Source organism: Kitasatospora cineracea (genome assembly GCF_003751605.1).
GTDB classification, from domain to species: domain Bacteria; phylum Actinomycetota; class Actinomycetes; order Streptomycetales; family Streptomycetaceae; genus Kitasatospora; species Kitasatospora cineracea.
The window spans coordinates 4,515,967-4,534,778 of sequence record NZ_RJVJ01000001.1; the positions used below are offsets into that span (position 1 = coordinate 4,515,967).

Sequence of the window (18,812 nt, forward strand, 5' to 3'; positions counted from 1 at the left end):
CAGAGGCACCGTGTTCTTCCGTCCTGCCGTCGCGTCCGACCTCGACGGCCTGCTCTCGCTGTTCACCGCCGACCCCGCCTGCGGGATGACGGCGGACACCTACCTGTCCCGCCTCGCCGCCGGCGAGTACCGCCCGGGCTGGACGTGGACGGCCCGGGCCGCCCCGGGCGGGCCGCCGCTGGCGCTCGCCGTCTGGTGGGGCCGCCCCGGGAGCGACCGGCCCGCCGCGCTCGACGCCCTGGGCGTCCGCCCCGAGTTCGGCTCCGACGCCCGACGGGCCGTGCTGGCCGCCGAGTTGCTCACCGCCGCGCACGCGGCGCACGGGCGGGCGTCCGAGTACCACCTCCTGCTCCCCGGAGACTGGCACGACCGGCCGGAGACGGTCGCCGCCGTCGCCTGGCGGCAGGAGGCGGCCCGCCGGGCCGGGCTCCCGGCCCGCCTGGAGCGGCTGCGCTACGAGTGGACGCCGGGCGCGGGCCTGCCCGCCCCGACCGGGCGGCTGCGCTTCCGGGCCGAACCGGACGACGAGGTCTTCGCGGACCTGTTCCGCCGGGCCCTGACCGGCACCCTCGACGCCACCTCCCGGACGGCCGCCGCCCGCCGCGGCGCCGAGGCGCAGGCCCGGGCCGACGTCGCCTTCTACCGGGACGGCATGCCCGGCGAGCGCTCCTGGTGGCGCACCGCGCACACCCCGGACGGCGAACCGGTCGGCTTCGCCGTCCCCTCCCGGAACTCCGCGGGCCCCGTCGTCGGCTACCTCGGCGTGCTGCCCGGGCACCGGGGCCGCGGCTACGCCGAGGAGATACTCGGCGAGACCACCCGCGTCCTGGCCGCCGAGGCCGCCGCCGACCGGATCCGCGCCGACACCGACCTGGCCAACACCCCGATGGCCGCCGCCTTCGAACGCGCCGGGTACCGCAACACCGACCGCCGCCTGGTGCTCTCCGCGCACTGAACGGCGGGGGCCGCTGACGGCGCGTCAGCCGCGCAGCTTCGCGCCGGCCTGCCGGCCGAGGGCTTCCTCGGCGGCGGACTCGGCGGGCGTGTTCGAGGCGTCCGTCGCGCTGCGGTCGGCGACCGCCTCGATCGCGTAGTGGGAGGTGCCGACGGTGAAGAAGAGTTCCGGCTGGCTGCCGTCCGAGGCCCGGGTCAGTAGCACGGCCTGGTCGCCGACCCCGGCGACGGGCACGGAGGTGAAGGCCGGGTTCGAGGTGGTCTGGGCGAAGGCGGCGTCGTCGACCAGCCGCAGCGACAGGTACGAGCGGCGCGAGCCCCAGGTGCACGACCACGGGCGCTCGGTGGACGGTCCCTCCGCGAGCAACTGGGAGCCGCCGCCCATCGCGGCACTGACCTGCGCGTTGGTCCACACCGTGCAGGGATCGGCCGGCCGCCCGGCCGGTCCGGCCGCGGACGGGTCGCCGCTGACGGTGACGGCGATCGTGGCCGCGCCCGTGGGCGATGCCGGTGCTGACGTTCGGGCTGACGCCTGGGCTGACGTCGGGGCGTTCGGGTTCGGGGGCGCGGCGTCCGTGCTGCCGCCCGAGGAACTGCAACCCGCCGCGGCCAGGGCCAGCCCCGCCACCAGCAGCGCGCGCCGACCGCCGGAGAACGCTGTGGGGAACACCTTGGAGAACATCGCCGTCCCTCCCGAAGACCTGACGTCCAGTCACCGACAGCCACCGTAGCCGGACCGCCCGGCGGCGCGGGCCGGAAGCGGAAAGGAAGCGGGAAGGAGGTGGGAAGGAGACGGGAAGGTGACGGGCCGGAAGCGGGAAGGAAGCGGGACTCCCGTGTGTTGCGGGAGCGTGACGCCGCATCACAATCCCGGCCGGTGGTTGATCGTTCCGGCCCCGGTGTGTGAGCGTGGCGGGATCGGAGACCGAACGACCGAGGAGGAACCCGGTGCCCACCCCCGACCGGCCGCTGCGCTCGCTGGGATTCCTGACCATCGGCCTGTTCGACGAGCACGCCCCGGCCGGCGGCCACGAGGCCACCCTGCGGCTGATCGAACTCGGCGAACAACTGGGCTTCGACAGCGCCTGGCTGCGCCACCGGCACCTGCAGTACGGGATCTCCTCGCCGCTGACGGTGCTCGCCGCCGCCAGCCAGCGCACCCGCCGGATCGCCCTCGGCACCGCCGTCACCCCGCTCGGCTGGGAGAACCCGCTGCGCTACGCGGAGGACCTGGCGACCGTCGACGTGCTCTCCGGCGGGCGGCTCAACCCCGGTGTCAGCGTCGGCGTGCCGATCCACTACGAGGAGGTGAAGGGCGCGCTGTACCCGGACACCGCCGACCGCGAGGACTTCGGCTACGGGCGGGTCGAGCGCCTGCTCGGCCTGCTGCGCGGCGAGCGGGCCAGCACCTTCCAGGGCACCGAGGGCATCGAGGCGTACTCCGAGCGCGTCCAGCCGCACGTGCCCGGCCTGGTCGGACGGGTCTGGTACGGCGGCGGCAGCCTGCGCTCGGCGCGCTGGGCCGGCGAGCAGGGGCTGAACCTGCTCACCAGCAGCGTGGTCCGGGCCGAGGAGAGCGAGAGCTTCGAGGCCAACCAGCTCGCCCTGATCCGGACGTTCCGGGCCGCCCACCCCGCGGGCGAACGGGCCCGGGTCTCGCACGGACTGGTGGTCGTCCCCACCGACAGCGCCACCCCGGAGCAGCGCGCCAAGTACCGGGCGTACGCGGAGTCCCGGTACGCCCGCACGCTCGCCCCGCAGGGCCCCGGCCGCCTGCTGTTCGCCCCCGACCTCGTCGGCACCAGCGAGCAGCTCGCCGAACGGCTGTACGCGCACGCCGCGTTCCGGGAGGCCGACGAGGTCGCGTTCGCGCTGCCGTTCACCTTCGCGCCGGAGGACTACGTCCAGATCCTCACCGACCTCGCCACCCGCCTCGGCCCGCTGCTCGGCTGGAGCCCCGCCGCCTGAGGTCCGAGCCGGGCCGTGAGCAAGCAACCTGACGGGCAGTCAGGCCGACAACTGGCGGCGGAGCGCGTCCTGGAAGCCGGTCAGCGCCGGGTTCGCCGGGCTGCGCTCCAGCCAGGTCATGGTGATCGCCGTCCGGAGTTCCGCGTCGCCGACCTCCACCACGGCGACCTCACCCCGGTCGGCCCGGTGGCGGACCGCGAGCAGCGGCAGCAGCGCACAGCCCATTCCGGCCGCGACGCAGGCGCCGAGCGTGTCGATGCTGTCCACCTCGGCGACCGGCTCCGGCCCGACCGCGGCTGTGACCACAGCCGTAGCCGTAGCCGCAGCCACAGCCACCGCCGTAGCCGCGTCGGCGGAGGCGGAGGTGCCGCCGAACGCGGTGTCGTACATCTCCCGGAAGCCGCAGCCCCGTTGGGTGGCCAGGAACGGCTCCGCGGCCAGCTCCGCCAGGTCGGCCCGGCCGCGGGCGGCCAGCCGGTGGCCGGGCGGGACGATCACCACCAGGGGCTCCTCGGCCAGCGTCTCCGCGCGCAGGCCCGGGGCGTCCGGTCGGGAGTCCGACCGGGCGTTCGGAGGAGCGCCCGGCGAGATGTTCGGCGAGATGTTCAGTGGGACGTTCGGCGGGGTGCCGAAGGTCAGGCAGAGGTCGAGTTCGCCGCGCCGCACCGCTCCGTGGAGTTCGCCGCGGTTGGACTGCGAGACCCGCACCCTGGTCTCCGGGTGCCGGGTCCGGTAGGAGGCCAGCACCCCGGGCAGCAGGTGCCGGCTCAGCGTCTCCAGTGCGCCGAGGGCCAGTTCCGGGGCGGGCCGGACGACCGCGGTGCGTGCCTCCTCGACCAGCCCGAGGATCCGGCCGGTGTAGGAGGCGAGCACCTCGCCCTGCGCGGTCAGCCGGATCCGGCGCTGCGAGCGGTCGACCAGTTCGACGCCCAACTCCCTTTCCAGCGACTGGACCTGATCGCTCACGCTGGACTGTGCGTAGTGCAGCTCGCGCGCCGCCCCGGTCATGCTGAGCGTCCGGGCGACCGCCTCGAAGGTGCGCAGGTGCCGTAACTCCACTGCCGGGCCACTCCTCTGACGTGCCGTCGGCCTGGCGGTACTCCGTCGCCGACCCATCGGCCGGGCCGATTGTATCCATCGGCCCTTCCCGTGCTCAGGACGGCCGGATCCGCTCCCCGCTCCGGAAGAATGGCAGCACCGCCCCCACCGCACCGCCACGGTGCCGATCCGGGGGACCGGACGACCGCGCCCCGGCCGACCGGTTCCCCGGACGCTGCGGCCTGCGCGCTTTCCCGGTCGCCCCCGTCCCCTTTCCTCCTCCTCCACCACCACTACCAGGAGCACACCCATGGCCACCCAGGCCGACAACCGGCCCACCGCTGCCGACGCCGCCACCGACGCCGCCACCGACGCCGCCGCCACCCCGGCCGGGTCCGCGGGGCCGCCCCGCGGACTGCTGGCCGGGCTCTCGCTCGGCTACTTCATGGTCCTGCTGGACCTGACCGTCGTCTCGGTGGCCCTCCCCGCGATCGCCGACCGCCTCGGTGTCGGCCTGAGCGGCCTGCAGTGGGTCACCAACGGCTACACCGTCACCTTCGCCGCCCTGCTGCTCACCGCGGGCTGGATGTCCGACCGCTTCGGCGGGCGCCGGGTCTTCCTGTGCGGGCTGGTCGCGTTCGGGCTGCTGTCCGGGGTGTCCGCGCTGGCCGACACGCTGCCCGTGCTGGTCGCGCTGCGGCTGGCCCTGGGCGCGGCGGGGGCGCTGCTGCTCCCGTCCTCGCTCGCGGTGATCACCCACGCGTACGCCGACCCGGCGGCGCGGGCCCGGGCGGTGGGCGCCTGGGCGGCGATCACCGGTGCGGCGCTGGCCGCCGGGCCGGTGGTCGGCGGCGTGCTGACCGCGGCCGTCGGCTGGCAGGCGGTCTTCCTGGTCAACGTGCCGCTGGCGGCGGTCAGCCTGGCCGTCACCGTCCGGCGGGCCCCGGAGACCGTCCGCAAGCCGCGCGGCGGCTTCGACCCGGTCGGCCAGCTCACCGCCGCCGTCGCGCTGGCCGCCCTGGTGTACGCGCTGATCGAGGGCGCGGACCTGGGCTGGTCCGCCGCCCGGGTGCTGGGCGCGCTCGCGCTCGCCGTCGTCGCCGCGGTCGGCTTCGTGCTCGCCGAGCGGCGGGCCGGGGACGCCGCGATGGTGCCGCTGCGGATGTTCCGCAGCCCGGGCTTCTCGCCCGCGGTCGCGGCGGGCCTGCTCGCCAACTTCGGCCTCTCCGGGCTGCTGTTCGTCCTGTCGCTGTTCTTCCAGGACGCCCGCCACTACTCGCCGGCCGTCGCCGGGCTGGCCTTCCTGCCGCTAACCCTGCCGACCGCCGTCAACCCGCTCTGGACCGGCCGCCTGGTCGGCCGGATCGGCCCGCGCCGCCCCGCCACCGCCGGCTTCGTCCTGATGGGCGCGGGCGCGCTGCTCCAGGCACCGTTCACCGGCGACTCGGCGCTCGCCCCGGCGGCGACGCTGACGGGCTTGCTGGCCTTCGGCTTCGGCGTCTCCTTCGCGCTGCCCGCGCTGGTCGCCGCAGTGGCCGGCACCGTGCCCGCCGAGTTCGCCGGGACCGGCGCGGGCGTCCTCAACTCGGCCCGCCAGGTGGGCGCCTCGCTCGGGGTCGCGGTCCTCGGCGCGGTCCTCGACCTGTCCCCGTCCGGCGCCGACGGCACCCGCCGGGCCCTGCTCACGGCCGGGGCCGCGCTGCTGCTCGGGGCCGTCGTCGCCGCCGGCGGCCTGCGCGGGAAGGCACCCGCGGCCTGAGCCGGCGGCCCGGTGGGCGGCCGGCCCCCGGGCGAAGGCCCGGCGGGTGGCGGGCCTCCCGGGTGGCGGGCCTCCCGGGTGGCGGGACCTGCGCCGGAGCCCGTACCGGAACCCGTATCGGAGCCCGTACCGGACCCCGCACACCGGAGCCCATTGCGGAATCCGACCGTCCGGATATCCTGCCGCGATGGACCGACCCCCGCGACGCACCGACCCCCGTCACCGGCCCCGCTGGTACCGGCAGGTCGGGCGGCGCGGCTGGACGGCCTTCGCCGCTGCCTGGGGCGGGTACGTGCTGGACGGCTTCGACTTCGTCCTGATCACGCTGGTGCTCACCGAGGTCCGGGCGGAGTTCGGACTGGACGCCGTGCAGGCCGCCTCGCTGGTGTCGGCCGCGTTCGTCAGCCGGTGGCTCGGCGGGATGCTGCTCGGCGCGCTCGGCGACCGGTACGGGCGGCGGGCCGCGATGACCGCCAGCATCCTGCTGTTCTCGCTCGGGACGCTGGCCTGCGGGCTCGCCGGGAGCTACGGGGCGCTGTACGCGGCCCGGCTGGTGGTCGGGCTCGGGATGGCGGGGGAGTACAGCGCCAGCGCCACCTACGTGATGGAGAGCTGGCCGGAACGGATGCGCGGGCGGGCCAGCGGGTTCCTGATCTCCGGCTACTCGATCGGGACCGTCCTCGCCGCGCAGGTCTACAGCCAGGTGGTGCCCGCGCTCGGCTGGCGCTGGATGTTCTACCTGGGCGTGCTGCCCGCGCTGTTCGCGCTGTGGATGCGCCGCGCGCTGCCCGAGGCCGAGGACTGGGAGGAGGCGATCGCCGAGACTGCCGCCCGCCCCAACCCGTTCCGCCCGCTGTTCACCCGTCCCGACGGCACCCCCTCGCCGGGCCGGGCCGCGCTGCACCTCGGGCTCGCCGCCGGGGCCTTCGGCGCGCTGCTGGTGCTGTTTACCGGCCGGGTCGGGGACGCCGCCTGGCCGCTCGCCCTGTTCGCCGCAGGCGCGCTCGGGACCCTCGCGGTCCGGCTCGGCAGCCCCGGCCACCGGGTGCTGTACCTGGCGCTCACCGTCACCGTGTTCGCCGGGTTCCTGTACACCTGGCCGATCCAGGCGCTGCTGCCCACCTACCTCAAGACCGAGCTGCACTACACCGCCGGGCAGGTCCGCGACGTGCTGTTCTGGGCCGGGTTCGGGACGGCCGCCGGGTGCGTGCTGGCCGGGTTCACCGGCGACCGGTTCGGCCCGGCCCGGGCCTACGCGCTCACCCTCACCGCGTCGCTGGCCTTCGTCTTCCCGGTGTTCGCCGTGCACGACGACCTGCTGCTGCTCGGCGTGCTGCTGTTCCTGCTCCAGGCCACCAGCTTCGGCATCTCCGGCCTGCTGCCCCGCTACCTGGGCGGCCACCTGCCGGTCGAACGCCGCGCCTCCGGCCTCGGCTTCGTCTACAACGTCGGCGCGCTCGGCGGCGCCGTCGCCCCGCTGCTCGGCGCCCGCCTCGCCGAGGGCCGCCCGCTCGGCCAGTCGCTGGCCGTCCTCACCTTCGGCCTCAGCCTGCTGGTCGTCCTGCTGATCGGCCTGGACGTCCCCGGCCGCCTGCACCGCCTCGCCGACCGCCACCCGTCCTGACCCCGCCCCTCCCGGCCTCCGGCCCCCTTCCCACCTGCTGGTCAGACATCGGATGTCCGCGAGCCGGGCTGGTAGGCTGGCAGCCCCCCGTGGCCCGACGCCACGCGGGGGAACACCCGGCGGAACGCGCCGGGAAGCGGAGAAGTGGGGACAGCACCGGTGGCCGAGACCATCCGCACCAAGGGCACCGCGTCGCCGCGCCCGCTGCGCCGGCACGAGGTGGCCGAACGGATCAAGCGCTACATCATCGACAACCGGCTGCGCCCCGGCGACCTGCTGCCCAGCGAGGGCGAGCTGTGCGAGGCGCTCGGCGCCAGCCGCTCCAGTGTCCGCGAGGCCGTCAAGACGCTGGACGCGCTGGACATCGTGGAGGTCCGGCACGGCCACGGCACCTACGTGGGCCGCCTCAGCATGTCCGCCCTGGTCGAGGGGCTGACCTTCCGCGGACTGCTCAGCCCCGACGACGACTTCAAGGTGCTGGAGGAACTCGTCGACGTCCGCGAGGTGCTGGAACGCGGCATGGCCCAGCGCATCCTGGACACCCTGCACGCCGACCACATCACCGCCCTGGAGGAACTGGTCGACGAGATGGAGGCCGGACTGGCGGCCGGCCAGGACGTCATCGGCATCGACCGCCGCTTCCACGCCCTGCTGGTCGAACCGCTCAGGAACGAGATCATCAGCCAGTTCTCCTCCGCCTGCTGGGACGTCTACGGCATCGTCGCCCCCCACCTGCACGTCATCACCAAGCAGGACGAACTCGACACCGTCAACGCCCACCGCGCCGTGGTCGCCGCCGTCCGCGCCGCCGACCCGCTCGCCTTCGACCGCGCCGTCGAAGCCCACTACCGCCCGGCCCGCCGCCGCATCGCAGCCGCCCGCGAACGCAACGCCAAGGCCGCCGCGCAGAACGGCAGTTGACGTTCCTTTGGGGGCAGGGTGGCAGGACGACCCGGTCCGCCAGGAGATCGTCCGGGCCTTCCTCGACGCCGACCCGCTGGAACAGGCGGGCGGCCCGCTCGACGTCCGCGCCGTGCTCGCGGCGCTCCCCGCGGCGAGCAAGGACGCCTTCGCGTACGACGACCTCCCCTGGGAGCGCTTCCCGGAGGGCCCCGGCACCCGGGACGACGTGGCGCGGCTGCGCTCCACCGACCCCGAGCAGGTGTACCGCGGAGTGCGCGGAGTGGAGGGCCAACTGGCCAACAGCTACTGGTCGGTGGCGGCCATGGCCGTCCCGTTCCTGCTCCGCGCCGCGGCCGACCCGCGCAACCGGCACCGCGGCTACGCACTGGAGACGGCAGCCTGGACGGTCCGCCGGCCGTTGGCCCCATGGCCGGAGACCCGGAGCACACTGCTGCGCTTCGACGACCCGGGGTGGCGCTACGAACCGAGCGGCTACTTCGGGACGTGGGGCATCGAGGCCGCCCGGGACGCGCTCGCCGCGGACGCGGACCTGCTGACGGCCCTGCTCGACGACCCCGTCCCCGGCATCCGCGCCGCGGCCGCCTACACCCTGGTGGCCGCGTCCGGCCCCGCCGACCGTATCTGCGCGGCCCTGCACGCCCAACTGCGCACCGAGGCCGATTCCGTGCTGCGGGCCGGACTGCTGCTCCCCTCCGTGCGCCAGGAGCCGGAGGGGGAAGATCCCTGGGGAGCGTCCCCCTCGTGGGAGTGACGGGGCGTCAGGAACCGCTCACCCAGGCGGTGGTGAAGTTGGTGTACACGATGCCGCCGGTGCTGCCGATCTCGTACAGGTCGGCCACCGTGCCGTCGTTGAGGACCGCCGCGCTGGAGTAGCCGCTGGGGCCGGCCTTGAGGAGGGTGCGGTGGGGCCAGCTGGCGCCGTCGTCCTGGCTGATGCGGACGGTGAGGTCCTGGCGGGTGGCGTTGTTGGCGGTGGCGGTGTTGGAGAGGACGGCGGTGGGGGTGAGCAGCGGGTGGCCGGCGGCGTCGGTGTCGGTGGGGCGCAGGTAGGAGATCTCGTCGCCGTTGCAACCCGGGTCCAGCAGGCCGGAGTTCCAGGCGGTGCCGAAGCCGCCGGCCACGTCGGTGGCGTCGGAGGTGGTGGCGTACCAGCGGTTGCCGCCCGCGTTGGAGCGCATGTTCTGGACGACCTTGCCGGTGCTGCGCTGGATCGCCTTGGACTCGTTCACGCCGGTGGCCGCGGAGCCGCCGGCGTGCCAGCTGGCGCCGTGGTCGTCGGAGTAGAGGTTCGCCGCGTGGTCGCCCGCCGCGTCGTGGTAGACCATCGGCTGCACCAGGCGGCCGGAGGCGAGTTGCACGCCGTGCCCGGAGGAGGCGAACATGCCGGCCCAACTCGCGTCGCGGACGGACGGGTTGAGGTCGACGGGGGCGCTCCAGGTGGCGCCGTCGTCGTCCGAGGTGACGTACCGGACGTGGGTGTTGGTGGTGGCGGTGGCGGAGGTGTCGCCGGCGGTGGAGCCGTAGTAGCCGACGCCGACCTTGGGCGAGTAGGTGAAGAAGCAGAACACCCGGCCGGTGGTCCGGTCCACCAGCAGGCTGGAGTCGCCGTAGCCCTCCGCGGTGGTCGCGGGGTGGGCGATGATCCGGGGCGCCGAGAAGGTCGCCCCGCCGTCGGTCGAACGGACCATCGCCACCTGGATGTTGTTCGTCCCGCCGCCGAGGTCGGCGCCGCCGTCGATCCGGGCGTCGGCGGTGGCGATCACCGTGCCGGACGCGGTCTGGGCCAGGGCGGGGATCCGCACCGACTTCGCGGTGGTGGTCGTGGTGGTGTACGAAACCCCGTTCGCGGCAAGGGCGTTGACGCCGCTGATCGGGGTGGCGGTGGTGAGGACGGTCTGCGCGTTCATGCCCGGGGTGCCGGCCGCCAGGCCGCAGTTCGCGGTGCCGGACTGGGTGCTGCTCCAACTGCTGCCGGTGGCGGCCAGGTTGAAGGTGTAGGGGGTGCCGTTCGGGAGGGTCCAGTACAGCGAGGAGTCGCCGGACATCGCCGGGACGCTCACCGTCCACGGCGAGTTGGTGCGGCCCGGCCAGGCGACGGTGAAGGTCTGCGCGGCGGCGGTGCGGTTGTCCAGGGTGATCCGCAGGCGGTGGCTCGCGGGCAGTGAGCCGTCGGCGTTCCGCGGGCACTCCAGGCTGACGTTGGCGTCCAGCGCGTTCGAGCAGTCCAGGGTGCCGCTGACGGTGTTGTCGTAGCCCTGCGGGGTGGTGGTGCGGAAGGTGTAGGCGGTGCCGGACGGCTTGGTGAAGTAGAAGTGCGAGGAGTCGAAGGCCGCGACGGTCGCGCTCCAGGTGCCGTTGCCCGGCCAGGTGAGGGTGAACGTGGTGGGGGTGGCGGTGTTGTTCACCACCGTCTGCTGGATCCGGCCGCCGGAGGCGCAGTCCTGGCTGACCACGGCCGACTGGCCGACCGGGGCTGTGGCGGACGCGGTGGCGACGCCGAGCGGGAGGGCGGTGAGAGTGAGGGCGCCGACGGTGAGGAGGGCGCGGGCGTGCGGAGGGGACAGGGCCACGGGGGTGCTCGCAATCGTCCGAGGGGGAGTCCGCGTCCGCCGGCCGGCCGGGGCGCGGGCGTGGGGGCCGCGCAGGGGGTGGCCGGTCGGCGGACGGGCGGAGGGAGCCGAGACATCGGAGTCAGGACATCTGATGTCTGGTCAACGACCCTAGGGAGAGCGGCGGGTGGCGGTCAAGGTGTCTGACGTAAGACATCTGATGTCCAGGGGAGGGGTGTGGCCGGACCGTCCGAATGGTGTGCGAACATGCCGGACGCAGGCGAACCCGGACGAGAGGACGGCGACACCATGAAGGACATCGAGGCGGAGCGCCAGCGGATCCTGGCATCGCCCCCGGCCGCGCTCGTCGCGCAGGCGGCCGCCAACCCCGGCGGATCGGTCGCGGTGATCGACCCCGAGTACGTCGACGACCCCGACGGCTTCGTGCCGAGCGAGGCGGTCCACGGATGCTGGCTGGTCGGCCCGGACGGGAAACTGACCGGCGAGTACCGGGAGAACCCGCGGCACGGGCGGCCCACGGACGACCTCCACCATCTCACCGACCCCGACCACTGGCTCGGCTGGCTCGGCGACGACCCGGCCGGGGCGGTCCGCGGCTCCCTCGCCCGCTGTCTGACCCAGCAGGTCCCCGGATCGGAGGTGGAGTGGGTCAAGACCACCGGCAAGCCCGGCTTCCGCACCGGCGGCCGGCGCAGCCCCGAGGACGAGCAGCGCATCGTCGTCACCAGGGCCGGACTCGCGGTCCCCTTCGCACTGGCCGTGACCGCGCCCGGACGCCGGCGCGAGATCCTCACCGGCGTCTTCAGCTGGGTCGCCGTCCGCCTGGACCGGCCCGGGCAGCGCAAGGACCAGGTCTGGCTCGACCTCCGGGCCGACCTCGCCTGGGCGGAGGAGGAACTCGACCGGCGGATCTACCAGGTCGGGGAGTCCGCCCCGGAGAGCTGAGCCGGCAGTCGGGGGCCGGTGGAGGAGCACTCAGCGGGACGGCGGCCGGTGCGCGGCGTCGACCTCGGCGGCGAACCAGCGGGTCAGGGTGGTCGGGTGGGTGATCGCGGTGCCCACCACGACCGCGAAGGCGCCGGCCTCCAGCGCGGCGCGGGCCTGGGCGGGGGTGTGGATCCGGCCCTCGGCGACCACCGGGACGTCCAGCGCGGCGGCCAGCCGGGACACCAACTCCAGGTCCGGGCCGGGCAGGTGGGGCGAGTCGTCGGTGTAGCCGGAGAGCGTGGTGCCCACCAGGTCGGCGCCCGACTCGGCGGCGCGCAGGCCCTCCTCGAAGGTCGCCACGTCCGCCATCACCAGCGCGCCCGCCTCGTGCGCGGCCGCGAACGACTCCGCGAGCGGCCGCCCGTCCGGCCGGGGCCGGGACGTCGCGTCCAGGGCCACGATCTCCGCCCCCGTCGCCGCGACCTGCCGGACGTGCCCGGCCGTCGGCGTGATCACCACCCCGGACGCGCCGTCCTTCCACAGCCCGATCAGCGGCACGTCCGTCGCGGCCCGGATCGCCCGCAGATCCGCCAGCCCCTGCGCCCGGACACCGGCCGCCCCGCCCTCCAGCGCGGCGAGCGCCATCCGCCGCATCGCGTCCGGGTCGCGCAGCGGCTCGCCGGGGTACGCCTGGCAGGAGACGACCAGGCGGCCGCGCAACCTTTGGACGGGGAAGGGGAGTTGATGAGTGGCCATGGGCAGGCTCCAGTAGGAGGGGAACGGTGGGGTGCGAAATCAGGGGCACGGCCGAGAACGGCGGGGTGCGAAATCAGGGGCTCGGGGAACGGCGAGTCCGTGCTGCTGACGGTCGGAGCCCATCGGAGGTTCGTGCTGCTGCGTGTCTTCGACCGAACCGGAAGCGGACGCGCCGGGCGGCAGTGAACCGTCAGCAGACCGGGGCCCGCCGTTCCCCGAGCACCTGGCGGGGCTCCGCTGCCTCGACCAGGCGGGCCGCGCCGACGATCGCGGCGGTGGGGCCCAGGGCGCAGGCGGTGAGCGGGAGTTCGGCGAGCGGGGGGAGGAGTTCGGCGGCGAAGGCGGCGCGCAGCGGGTCCCACCAGGGCGGGCCGCAGTGGGCGACGCCGCCGCCGATCAGGACGAGGTCCGGGTCGAGGACGTTGGCGAGGCCGCCGATCGCCTGGCCGAGGGCCCGGGCGCCGGTGGCCAGGACGCGGGTGGCGCGGTCGTCGCCGGCCGCGGCGAGGGCGGCGACGGCCCGCAGGTCGGGGACGTCCGGGGAGCCGCCCGCGCGGCGGTACGCGGCGTGCAGGGCGGGCCCGGCGGCGACCGCCTCGACGTGGCCGGTGCCGCCGCAGGTGCAGGGCAGGCCGGTGGCGGCGGGGACGGCGAGGTGGCCCAGGTGCCCGGCGACCTGCCGGGCGCCGTGGTGGACCCGGCCGTCGATCAGCAGCGACCCGCCGACGCCCGTCCCGACCGCGACCAGCAGCACGCAGCGGGCGCCGCGCGCGGCCCCCGTCCACGCCTCGCCGAGAGCGTGCGCGTGCACGTCGTTGTCGACGGCGACCGGCAGACCGAGCAACTGCTCCAGCCCGGAACGGAGTTCGGTGCCCGCCCAGCCCGGCATCGCGTCGGTCGCCGAGACGACCCGGCCGCGCACCGGATCGATCACGCCCGCGCTGCCGACCCCGACCGCGACCGGCGCGCCGCCGAGCGCCCGGACCGCTCCGGCCACCGCCGCCAGTACGGCGGCCGGCCCCTCGGCGGCGGGCGTCGGCACGGTGACGACCGGCCCGACCGCGCCGTCCGGCCCGACCAGCGCGGCGGAGGTCTTCGTCCCGCCGATGTCCACCCCGGCGACGACCGGTCCGAGCGGTCCGACCGGGCCGGAAGAGGTGGCGGCGGAGACCTGACGGTCCAGGGCGGGACCGGGTGTCGGGTCCACCGCGGCGACCGGAGCGACGGGCGCGACGGGAGCGACGGGAGCGGCGGGAGCGGCGTGAGCGGCGGTCACAACAGCCTTGTCGTGCACCGGTGTTGTGCCGCCCGCGGCTGTCGGCCCGCCCGCGGCCTCCGGCCCGGCTCCCGCCCGCCCGCTGTGCTCGCGCCCGGGTGCCCCGCCGCCGGAGGCGGGTTCCGTGGCGGGGGTCAACGCAGCCCGGCCCGGTCGAGGAGGGCGGCGACGGCGGCGGTCTGCTCGGCGTCGTACGCGGTCATGGGGGTGCTCATCGCGTTGGTGGTGATGATGCCGCGCAGCATCAGCGCGGTCTTGAAGGCGCCGAGGCCCGCGGCGGTGCCGGAGGTGTTCTCGGCGACGGTGACGATCTCGAACAGCCGGGCCAGCCGGTCCTGTTCGGCCGCGGCGGCGGCCCAGTCGCCGGCGGCGGCGTGGTCGGCGAGGCGGCGGTAGCCGTGCGGGTCGACGTTGCCGAGGCCGGGGACGACGCCGTCGGCGCCGCCGAGCAGCGCGCCGTCGACCACGACCTCGTGGCCGGTGAGGACCGCGAACTCGGGCAACTCCCGTGCGCCCAGGCACAGGTAGCGGAAGGCGACGTCGTCGCCGGAGGAGTCCTTGACGCCGGCCAGCACGCCGTCCGCGGCCAGCCGGAGCAGCATCGCGGTGTCCAGCTTGTTGTGCACGCAGACCGGGATGTCGTAGGCGAACAGCGGGAGTTCGGCGGCGGCCGCGATCTCGCGGAAGTGCCGTTCGATCTCCACGGGGTGGGTGCGGGTGTAGAACGGGGCGGTGGCGACCACCGCGTCCGCGCCCGATTCCCGTGAGATCAGGGCCCGTTCGATCACCCGGTTGGTGGTGGTCTCGATGCAGCCGGCGATCACCGGGACCTGGCCGGCGTTCGCGCCGACCACGACCTCCAGGACGCGGGTGCGCTGGGCCTCGGTGAGGTAGGCGGTCTCGCTGGAGCTGCCGAGCGCGAACAGGCCGTCCACGCCGCCCTCCAGCAGGAAGCCGACCAGGCGTTCCAGCGAGGCGGTGTCGATGTCGCCGTCGGCGGTGAGCGGGGTGACGACGGGCGGGACGACGCCGGAGAAGGCGGGGCGGCGGGCGGTCATGACGTGCTCCTTGCGGGGGTGGTCTCGGGGTGGACGCAGTGCCAGCGCCGCGCGTCGTCGCCGTCGGCGGCGGGGAACGCGGTGGCGCAGGCGTCGTCGGCCTTCCAGCAGCGGGTGCGGAACGGGCAGCCGGAGGGCGGGTTGGTGGCGGAGGGGACGGGGCCGTGCAGGACGATCCGCTCGGTGTCCTCCAGCAGGCTGGGGGTGGCGGAGAGCAGGGCCCGGGTGTACGGGTGGGCGGGTGCGGCGGCGACCTGTTCGGCGCGGCCCTCCTCGACCACCCGGCCGAGGTAGAGCACGGCCAGCCGGTCGGCCAGGTATCGGACGGTCTGGATGTCGTGCGAGATGAACACCATGCCCAGGCCCAGGCGTTCGCGCAGGTCGACCAGCAGGTTGAGGACCTGGGCGCGGACCGAGACGTCCAGCGCGCTGGTCGGCTCGTCGGCGACCACGACCTCCGGTTCCAGGGCCAGCGCCCGGGCGATGGCGACGCGTTGGCGCTGGCCGCCGGAGAGCTGGCCGGGCAGGTTGCGCACCACGTGGCCGGGCAGGCCGACCAGGTCGAGCAACTCCTCGACCCGGGCCTCGCGTTCGGCGGGGGTGCCGCGCCGGTGGACGTCCAGCGGGTCGCGCAGGATCCGGCCGACCGGCAGCCGCGGGTTGAGCGCGGTGGAGGCGTCCTGGAACACCATGCCGACGCTGGAGCCGAACTCGCGGCGGCGCCGGTGGCCGGGCAGCGCCCACAGGTCCTCGCCGCGGAAGGCGACGGTGCCCTCGGTGGGGCGCTGCAGGCCGGTCAGCACCCGGGCCAGGGTGGACTTCCCGCAGCCGGACTCGCCGACCAGACCGAGGATCTCGCCCTTGCCGACGGTCAGGTTGGCGTCGGTCAGGGCGTGCACCGCGTCCCGCCGGAACAGGCCGCCGCTGCGGGCCCGGTGGCGGACGTGCACACCGTCCAGGCTCAGGACGGGACTCGGCACGGGATTCGGCACCGGAGTGGTCATCGCAGGCTCCCTTCGAGGCGGTCGGCCGCCGGGTGGTGGCAGGCGAAGGCGTGTCCGGCGGAGCGGTCGGCGGCCTGCGGCGGGGTGGTGCGGCACAGTTCGGTGGCCGCGGCGCAGCGGGTGGCGAACCGGCAGCCGGAGTTGAAGCGCTGCGGGGCGGGCACCACGCCGCGGATCTGGTGCAGGCGCTCGGACCCGGCCTCCAGGGAGACCACCGAGCCGAGCAGGCCGCGGGTGTAGTGGTGCGCGGGGTCGGTCAACAGGGCGTCGGTGTCGCCGAGTTCGGCGAGCTGCCCGGCGTACATGACGGCCACCCGGTGGGCCAGGTCGCCGACCAGGGCGAGGTCGTGGGAGACCAGCACCATGGCGAAGCCGAGCTCCTCGCGCAGCCGCACCAGTAGTTCGACGACCTGGGCCTGCACGGTGACGTCGAGCGCGGTGGTCGGCTCGTCGGCGATCAGCAGCTTCGGGTCGCGGGAGAGCGCCATGGCGATCAGGACGCGCTGGCGCTGGCCGCCGGAGAGCTCGTGCGGGTAGGAGCGCAGGGTGCGTTCGGGGGAGAGGCCTACCAGTTCGAGCAGTTCGGCGGGCGTCTTGGTGCCGCCGCGGGAGGTGAGCTGGCGCAGCTGCCGGCCGACCAGCACGGACGGGTTGAGCGAGGAGAGCGCGTCCTGGTAGACCATGGCGATCTCGGGGCCGGCCAGGGCGCGGCGCTCCTTGGCGTCCAGGGTGAGCAGGTCCCGGCCGCGGTACTCGATCCGGCCGGAGACCTCGGCGCCCCGGGCCAGCAGGCCCATCACGGCCAGCGAGGTGATCGACTTGCCGCAGCCGGACTCGCCGACCAGGCCCAGGGTCTCGCCCTGCCGGACGGTGAAGGACAGGCCGTCGACCACGGCGACCTCGCCGTAGCGGTCGGGGAAGCGGATCGACAGGTCGCGCACCGCGAGCAGCTCGGGCGCGTCGTCCGGGACGGGCGCCACCGGGCCGGGCCGGGCGGCGATCCGCTCGGCGAGCACCTCCAGCGCGGCCGAGACCCGCTCGTCCCCGGGCTCGACGGCGACCGCGGCGGGCTCGACGGCGACCGCGGTGGGCTCCGAACCCCCCTGCACGGGAACGGACTTGGCGGGGGAGGCGGTGGCGTCGGTGAGCCCTTCGGCGAGCACGTTCAGTGCCAGCACGGTGACCAGGATGGCCAGGCCGGGGAAGAGCGTCGCCCACCAGCCGCCGGCCAGCAGGATCTGCTGCCCGTAGGCGAGCACGTTGCCCCAGCTCGGGTTGGGCTGCTGCACGCCGGCGCCGAGGAAGGACAGGCTGGCCTCGAAGATGATCGCCTCGGCGACCAGCACGGTGGCGAACACCGCGACGGGCGCGGCGCAGTTGACGGCGACGTGCCGCAGCACGATCCAGCCGCGCCGGGCGCCGATCACCTGCTCGGCGGCCACGTAGTCCTCGCCGTACTGGGACTGGACGTTGGCGCGCACCACCCGGGTCAGCATCGGCACGTAGACGAAGGCGATCGTGCACACCAGGATCGGCACGCTGGTGCCGAAGATGGTGACCAGCACGGCGGCCAGCGCGATCGGCGGGAAGGCCATCACCACGTCGAGGGTGCGCATCACGCCCTCGTCGCCCGCCTTGCGGGAAGTGGCGGCGAACGCGCCGAGCACGCTGCCGAGCAGCAGCGCGACCAGGGTCGCGCCGAGGCCGATCACCAGCGAGTAGCGGGCGCCGCCGACCACCCGGGCGAACACGTCGCGTCCGGCCCGGTCGGTGCCGAACCAGTGGGCGCCGCTCGGGGGTTGGACCGGCAGGCCGGTGGCCAGCGGGTCCTGGGTGAACAGCGGGCCGAGGGCGGCCGCGCACAGCACCAGCAGCAGCACGCCGAGGGCGATCCGGGAGGCGAGCGGCAGCCGGCGGAAGGCGATGCCGGGGCGGGCCAGCGAGCGCAGGAGTCCGATACGCATGATCACACCGTCCTGACACGGGGGTTGACGAGCAGGACGAGCAGGTCGACGAGGACGTTGACGGCGAGGAAGACCACCGCGATGGTCAGCACCGTGCCCTGCACCAGGGCGACGTCGCCGCCGGTGACGCCCTCGAGGATCAGCTTGCCCATGCCGGGCAGGTCGAAGATGGTCTCGATCACCACGGCGCCGGACAGCAGGTAGCCGACCCGCAGGCCCAGCACCGTCAGCGGGGTCACCAGCGCGTTGCGCAGCACGCCGCGGATCACCACGGAGCGCGGCAGGCCGTTGCCGGTCGCGGTGCGCACGTAGTCGCGGTCGAGTTCGGCGACCATCGAGGTGCGCACCAGCCGGGCCAGTCCGGCGGCCACCGGGATCGCCAGCGAGACGGCGGGCAGGATCATCGTCTCCAGCCAGCCGCCCACCGAGTCGGCCGGGTTGACGTAGCCGCCGGTCGGCAGGATCGAGCGGTTCAGGGCGAGTTCCTGGATCAGCACGATGCCGAGCCAGAACGACGGGATCGCGACGCCGGAGATGGACAGCACCCGGGTCAGCTGGTCGGGCCAGCGGTCGCGGTACAGCGCGCCGGTGATGCCGAGGGCGAGCGCCAGCACGATCGCGATGGCCAGGCCGAGCAGGGTGAGTTGCAGGGTCAGCGGGAACGCGGTGGCGATCCGGTCCGAGACGGGCGTGCTGGGCGGCACGGTCACCCCGAGGTTGCCGTGCAGCAGGTCGCCGAGGAAGCGGACGTAGCGCACCGGCAGCGGGTCGTCGAGGCCGTTGGCGGCGGCGAACGCCTGCCGGGCCTGCTCCGAGGCGCCGTCGCCGAGGGCGTTGTACGCCGGGTCGGCGGGCGAGAACTGGAGCACCACGAAGACCAGCAGGGTCACGCCGAGGACCATCACCGGCAGCATGGCGAGCCGCCGCAGCGCGAGCCGGAGGAATACGAGCATGGGGAAGTCCTAGGGAGGAGGGGAGGCGCCGGGGGCC

16 protein-coding genes are annotated in these 18,812 nt (G+C 75.0%); 7 read left to right on the plus strand and 9 right to left on the minus strand.

What is annotated here, in order from left to right:
- The first annotated feature begins 10 nt into the window (after positions 1–10).
- The gene (locus EDD39_RS20485) at positions 11–955 is read left to right on the plus strand and encodes a GNAT family N-acetyltransferase (protein WP_030459787.1); all 945 of its coding nucleotides are present in this window, start codon (positions 11–13) and stop codon (positions 953–955) included.
- 24 nt (positions 956–979) lie between these two features.
- Here EDD39_RS20485 and EDD39_RS20490 read toward each other — a convergent pair whose 3' ends face one another.
- On the minus strand, positions 980–1,636 hold the full coding sequence (locus EDD39_RS20490) for a hypothetical protein (RefSeq protein WP_123558054.1): 657 nt from the start codon (positions 1,634–1,636) through the stop codon (positions 980–982).
- A gap of 266 nt (positions 1,637–1,902) precedes the next feature.
- Between EDD39_RS20490 and EDD39_RS20495 the strand changes: the two genes are divergently transcribed.
- Positions 1,903–2,922, plus strand: a complete 1,020-nt coding sequence (locus tag EDD39_RS20495; RefSeq protein WP_123558056.1) for an LLM class flavin-dependent oxidoreductase — start codon at positions 1,903–1,905, stop codon at positions 2,920–2,922.
- 39 nt (positions 2,923–2,961) lie between these two features.
- On the opposite strand, the gene EDD39_RS20500 is transcribed toward EDD39_RS20495, so the two are convergent.
- Entirely contained in the window at positions 2,962–3,981 is a 1,020-nt protein-coding gene (locus EDD39_RS20500) for a LysR family transcriptional regulator (protein ID WP_123558058.1), read from the minus strand.
- Positions 3,982–4,270: 289 nt separating this feature from the next.
- Here EDD39_RS20500 and EDD39_RS20505 point away from each other — a divergent pair, with 289 nt between their 5' ends.
- From EDD39_RS20505 to EDD39_RS20520, 4 genes are all read left to right on the plus strand, one after another.
- The gene (locus EDD39_RS20505; protein ID WP_123558060.1) at positions 4,271–5,719 is read left to right on the plus strand and encodes an MFS transporter; all 1,449 of its coding nucleotides are present in this window, start codon (positions 4,271–4,273) and stop codon (positions 5,717–5,719) included.
- 187 nt (positions 5,720–5,906) lie between these two features.
- Complete coding sequence (locus tag EDD39_RS20510; RefSeq protein ID WP_244256844.1) at positions 5,907–7,343, plus strand: sialate:H+ symport family MFS transporter; 1,437 nt, start codon at positions 5,907–5,909, stop codon at positions 7,341–7,343.
- Between the two features lie 159 nt (positions 7,344–7,502).
- Entirely contained in the window at positions 7,503–8,264 is a 762-nt protein-coding gene (locus tag EDD39_RS20515) for a FadR/GntR family transcriptional regulator (protein WP_244256845.1), read from the plus strand.
- Positions 8,265–8,271: 7 nt separating this feature from the next.
- Entirely contained in the window at positions 8,272–9,018 is a 747-nt protein-coding gene (locus EDD39_RS20520) for a hypothetical protein (RefSeq protein ID WP_123558062.1), read from the plus strand.
- Positions 9,019–9,025: 7 nt separating this feature from the next.
- On the opposite strand, the gene EDD39_RS20525 is transcribed toward EDD39_RS20520, so the two are convergent.
- Complete coding sequence (locus EDD39_RS20525) at positions 9,026–10,837, minus strand: sialidase family protein (protein ID WP_123558064.1); 1,812 nt, start codon at positions 10,835–10,837, stop codon at positions 9,026–9,028.
- Positions 10,838–11,083: 246 nt separating this feature from the next.
- On the opposite strand from EDD39_RS20525, the gene EDD39_RS20530 reads away from it, so the two are divergent.
- A complete protein-coding gene (locus EDD39_RS20530) occupies positions 11,084–11,782 on the plus strand; it encodes a hypothetical protein (protein ID WP_244256846.1) in 699 nt (232 codons plus the stop codon).
- 30 nt (positions 11,783–11,812) lie between these two features.
- Here EDD39_RS20530 and EDD39_RS20535 read toward each other — a convergent pair whose 3' ends face one another.
- From EDD39_RS20535 to EDD39_RS20560, 6 genes are all read right to left on the minus strand, one after another.
- The gene (locus EDD39_RS20535) at positions 11,813–12,520 is read right to left on the minus strand and encodes an N-acetylmannosamine-6-phosphate 2-epimerase (RefSeq protein WP_123558068.1); all 708 of its coding nucleotides are present in this window, start codon (positions 12,518–12,520) and stop codon (positions 11,813–11,815) included.
- 190 nt (positions 12,521–12,710) lie between these two features.
- Positions 12,711–13,634 (minus strand): ROK family protein, encoded by a 924-nt coding sequence (locus EDD39_RS20540; protein WP_123560659.1) that lies wholly within the window; start codon positions 13,632–13,634, stop codon positions 12,711–12,713.
- Positions 13,635–13,930: 296 nt separating this feature from the next.
- Positions 13,931–14,854, minus strand: coding sequence for a dihydrodipicolinate synthase family protein (locus tag EDD39_RS20545; RefSeq protein ID WP_123558070.1), 924 nt, complete (start codon positions 14,852–14,854; stop codon positions 13,931–13,933).
- Positions 14,851–15,858: an oligopeptide/dipeptide ABC transporter ATP-binding protein gene (locus EDD39_RS20550; RefSeq protein WP_123558073.1), complete on the minus strand. Its 1,008-nt coding sequence runs from the start codon at positions 15,856–15,858 to the stop codon at positions 14,851–14,853. The genes EDD39_RS20545 and EDD39_RS20550 overlap by 4 nt, the downstream gene beginning before the upstream one ends.
- Positions 15,855–17,822 (minus strand): dipeptide/oligopeptide/nickel ABC transporter permease/ATP-binding protein, encoded by a 1,968-nt coding sequence (locus EDD39_RS20555; protein ID WP_208765546.1) that lies wholly within the window; start codon positions 17,820–17,822, stop codon positions 15,855–15,857. The genes EDD39_RS20550 and EDD39_RS20555 overlap by 4 nt, the downstream gene beginning before the upstream one ends.
- A 2-nt stretch (positions 17,823–17,824) precedes the next feature.
- Entirely contained in the window at positions 17,825–18,775 is a 951-nt protein-coding gene (locus EDD39_RS20560; RefSeq protein ID WP_123558075.1) for an ABC transporter permease, read from the minus strand.
- Positions 18,776–18,812 lie beyond the last annotated feature (37 nt).

Coding starts and splice junctions, on each gene's coding strand:
- EDD39_RS20545 (WP_123558070.1), bottom strand. CDS start 14,854: ATGACCGCCCGCCGCCCCGCCTTCTCCGGCGTCGTCCCGCCCGTCGTC.
- EDD39_RS20505 (WP_123558060.1), top strand. CDS start 4,271: ATGGCCACCCAGGCCGACAACCGGCCCACCGCTGCCGACGCCGCCACC.
- EDD39_RS20550 (WP_123558073.1), bottom strand. CDS start 15,858: ATGACCACTCCGGTGCCGAATCCCGTGCCGAGTCCCGTCCTGAGCCTG.
- EDD39_RS20555 (WP_208765546.1), bottom strand. CDS start 17,822: ATGCGTATCGGACTCCTGCGCTCGCTGGCCCGCCCCGGCATCGCCTTC.
- EDD39_RS20535 (WP_123558068.1), bottom strand. CDS start 12,520: ATGGCCACTCATCAACTCCCCTTCCCCGTCCAAAGGTTGCGCGGCCGC.
- EDD39_RS20560 (WP_123558075.1), bottom strand. CDS start 18,775: ATGCTCGTATTCCTCCGGCTCGCGCTGCGGCGGCTCGCCATGCTGCCG.
- EDD39_RS20530 (WP_244256846.1), top strand. CDS start 11,084: ATGCCGGACGCAGGCGAACCCGGACGAGAGGACGGCGACACCATGAAG.
- EDD39_RS20510 (WP_244256844.1), top strand. CDS start 5,907: ATGGACCGACCCCCGCGACGCACCGACCCCCGTCACCGGCCCCGCTGG.
- EDD39_RS20490 (WP_123558054.1), bottom strand. CDS start 1,636: ATGTTCTCCAAGGTGTTCCCCACAGCGTTCTCCGGCGGTCGGCGCGCG.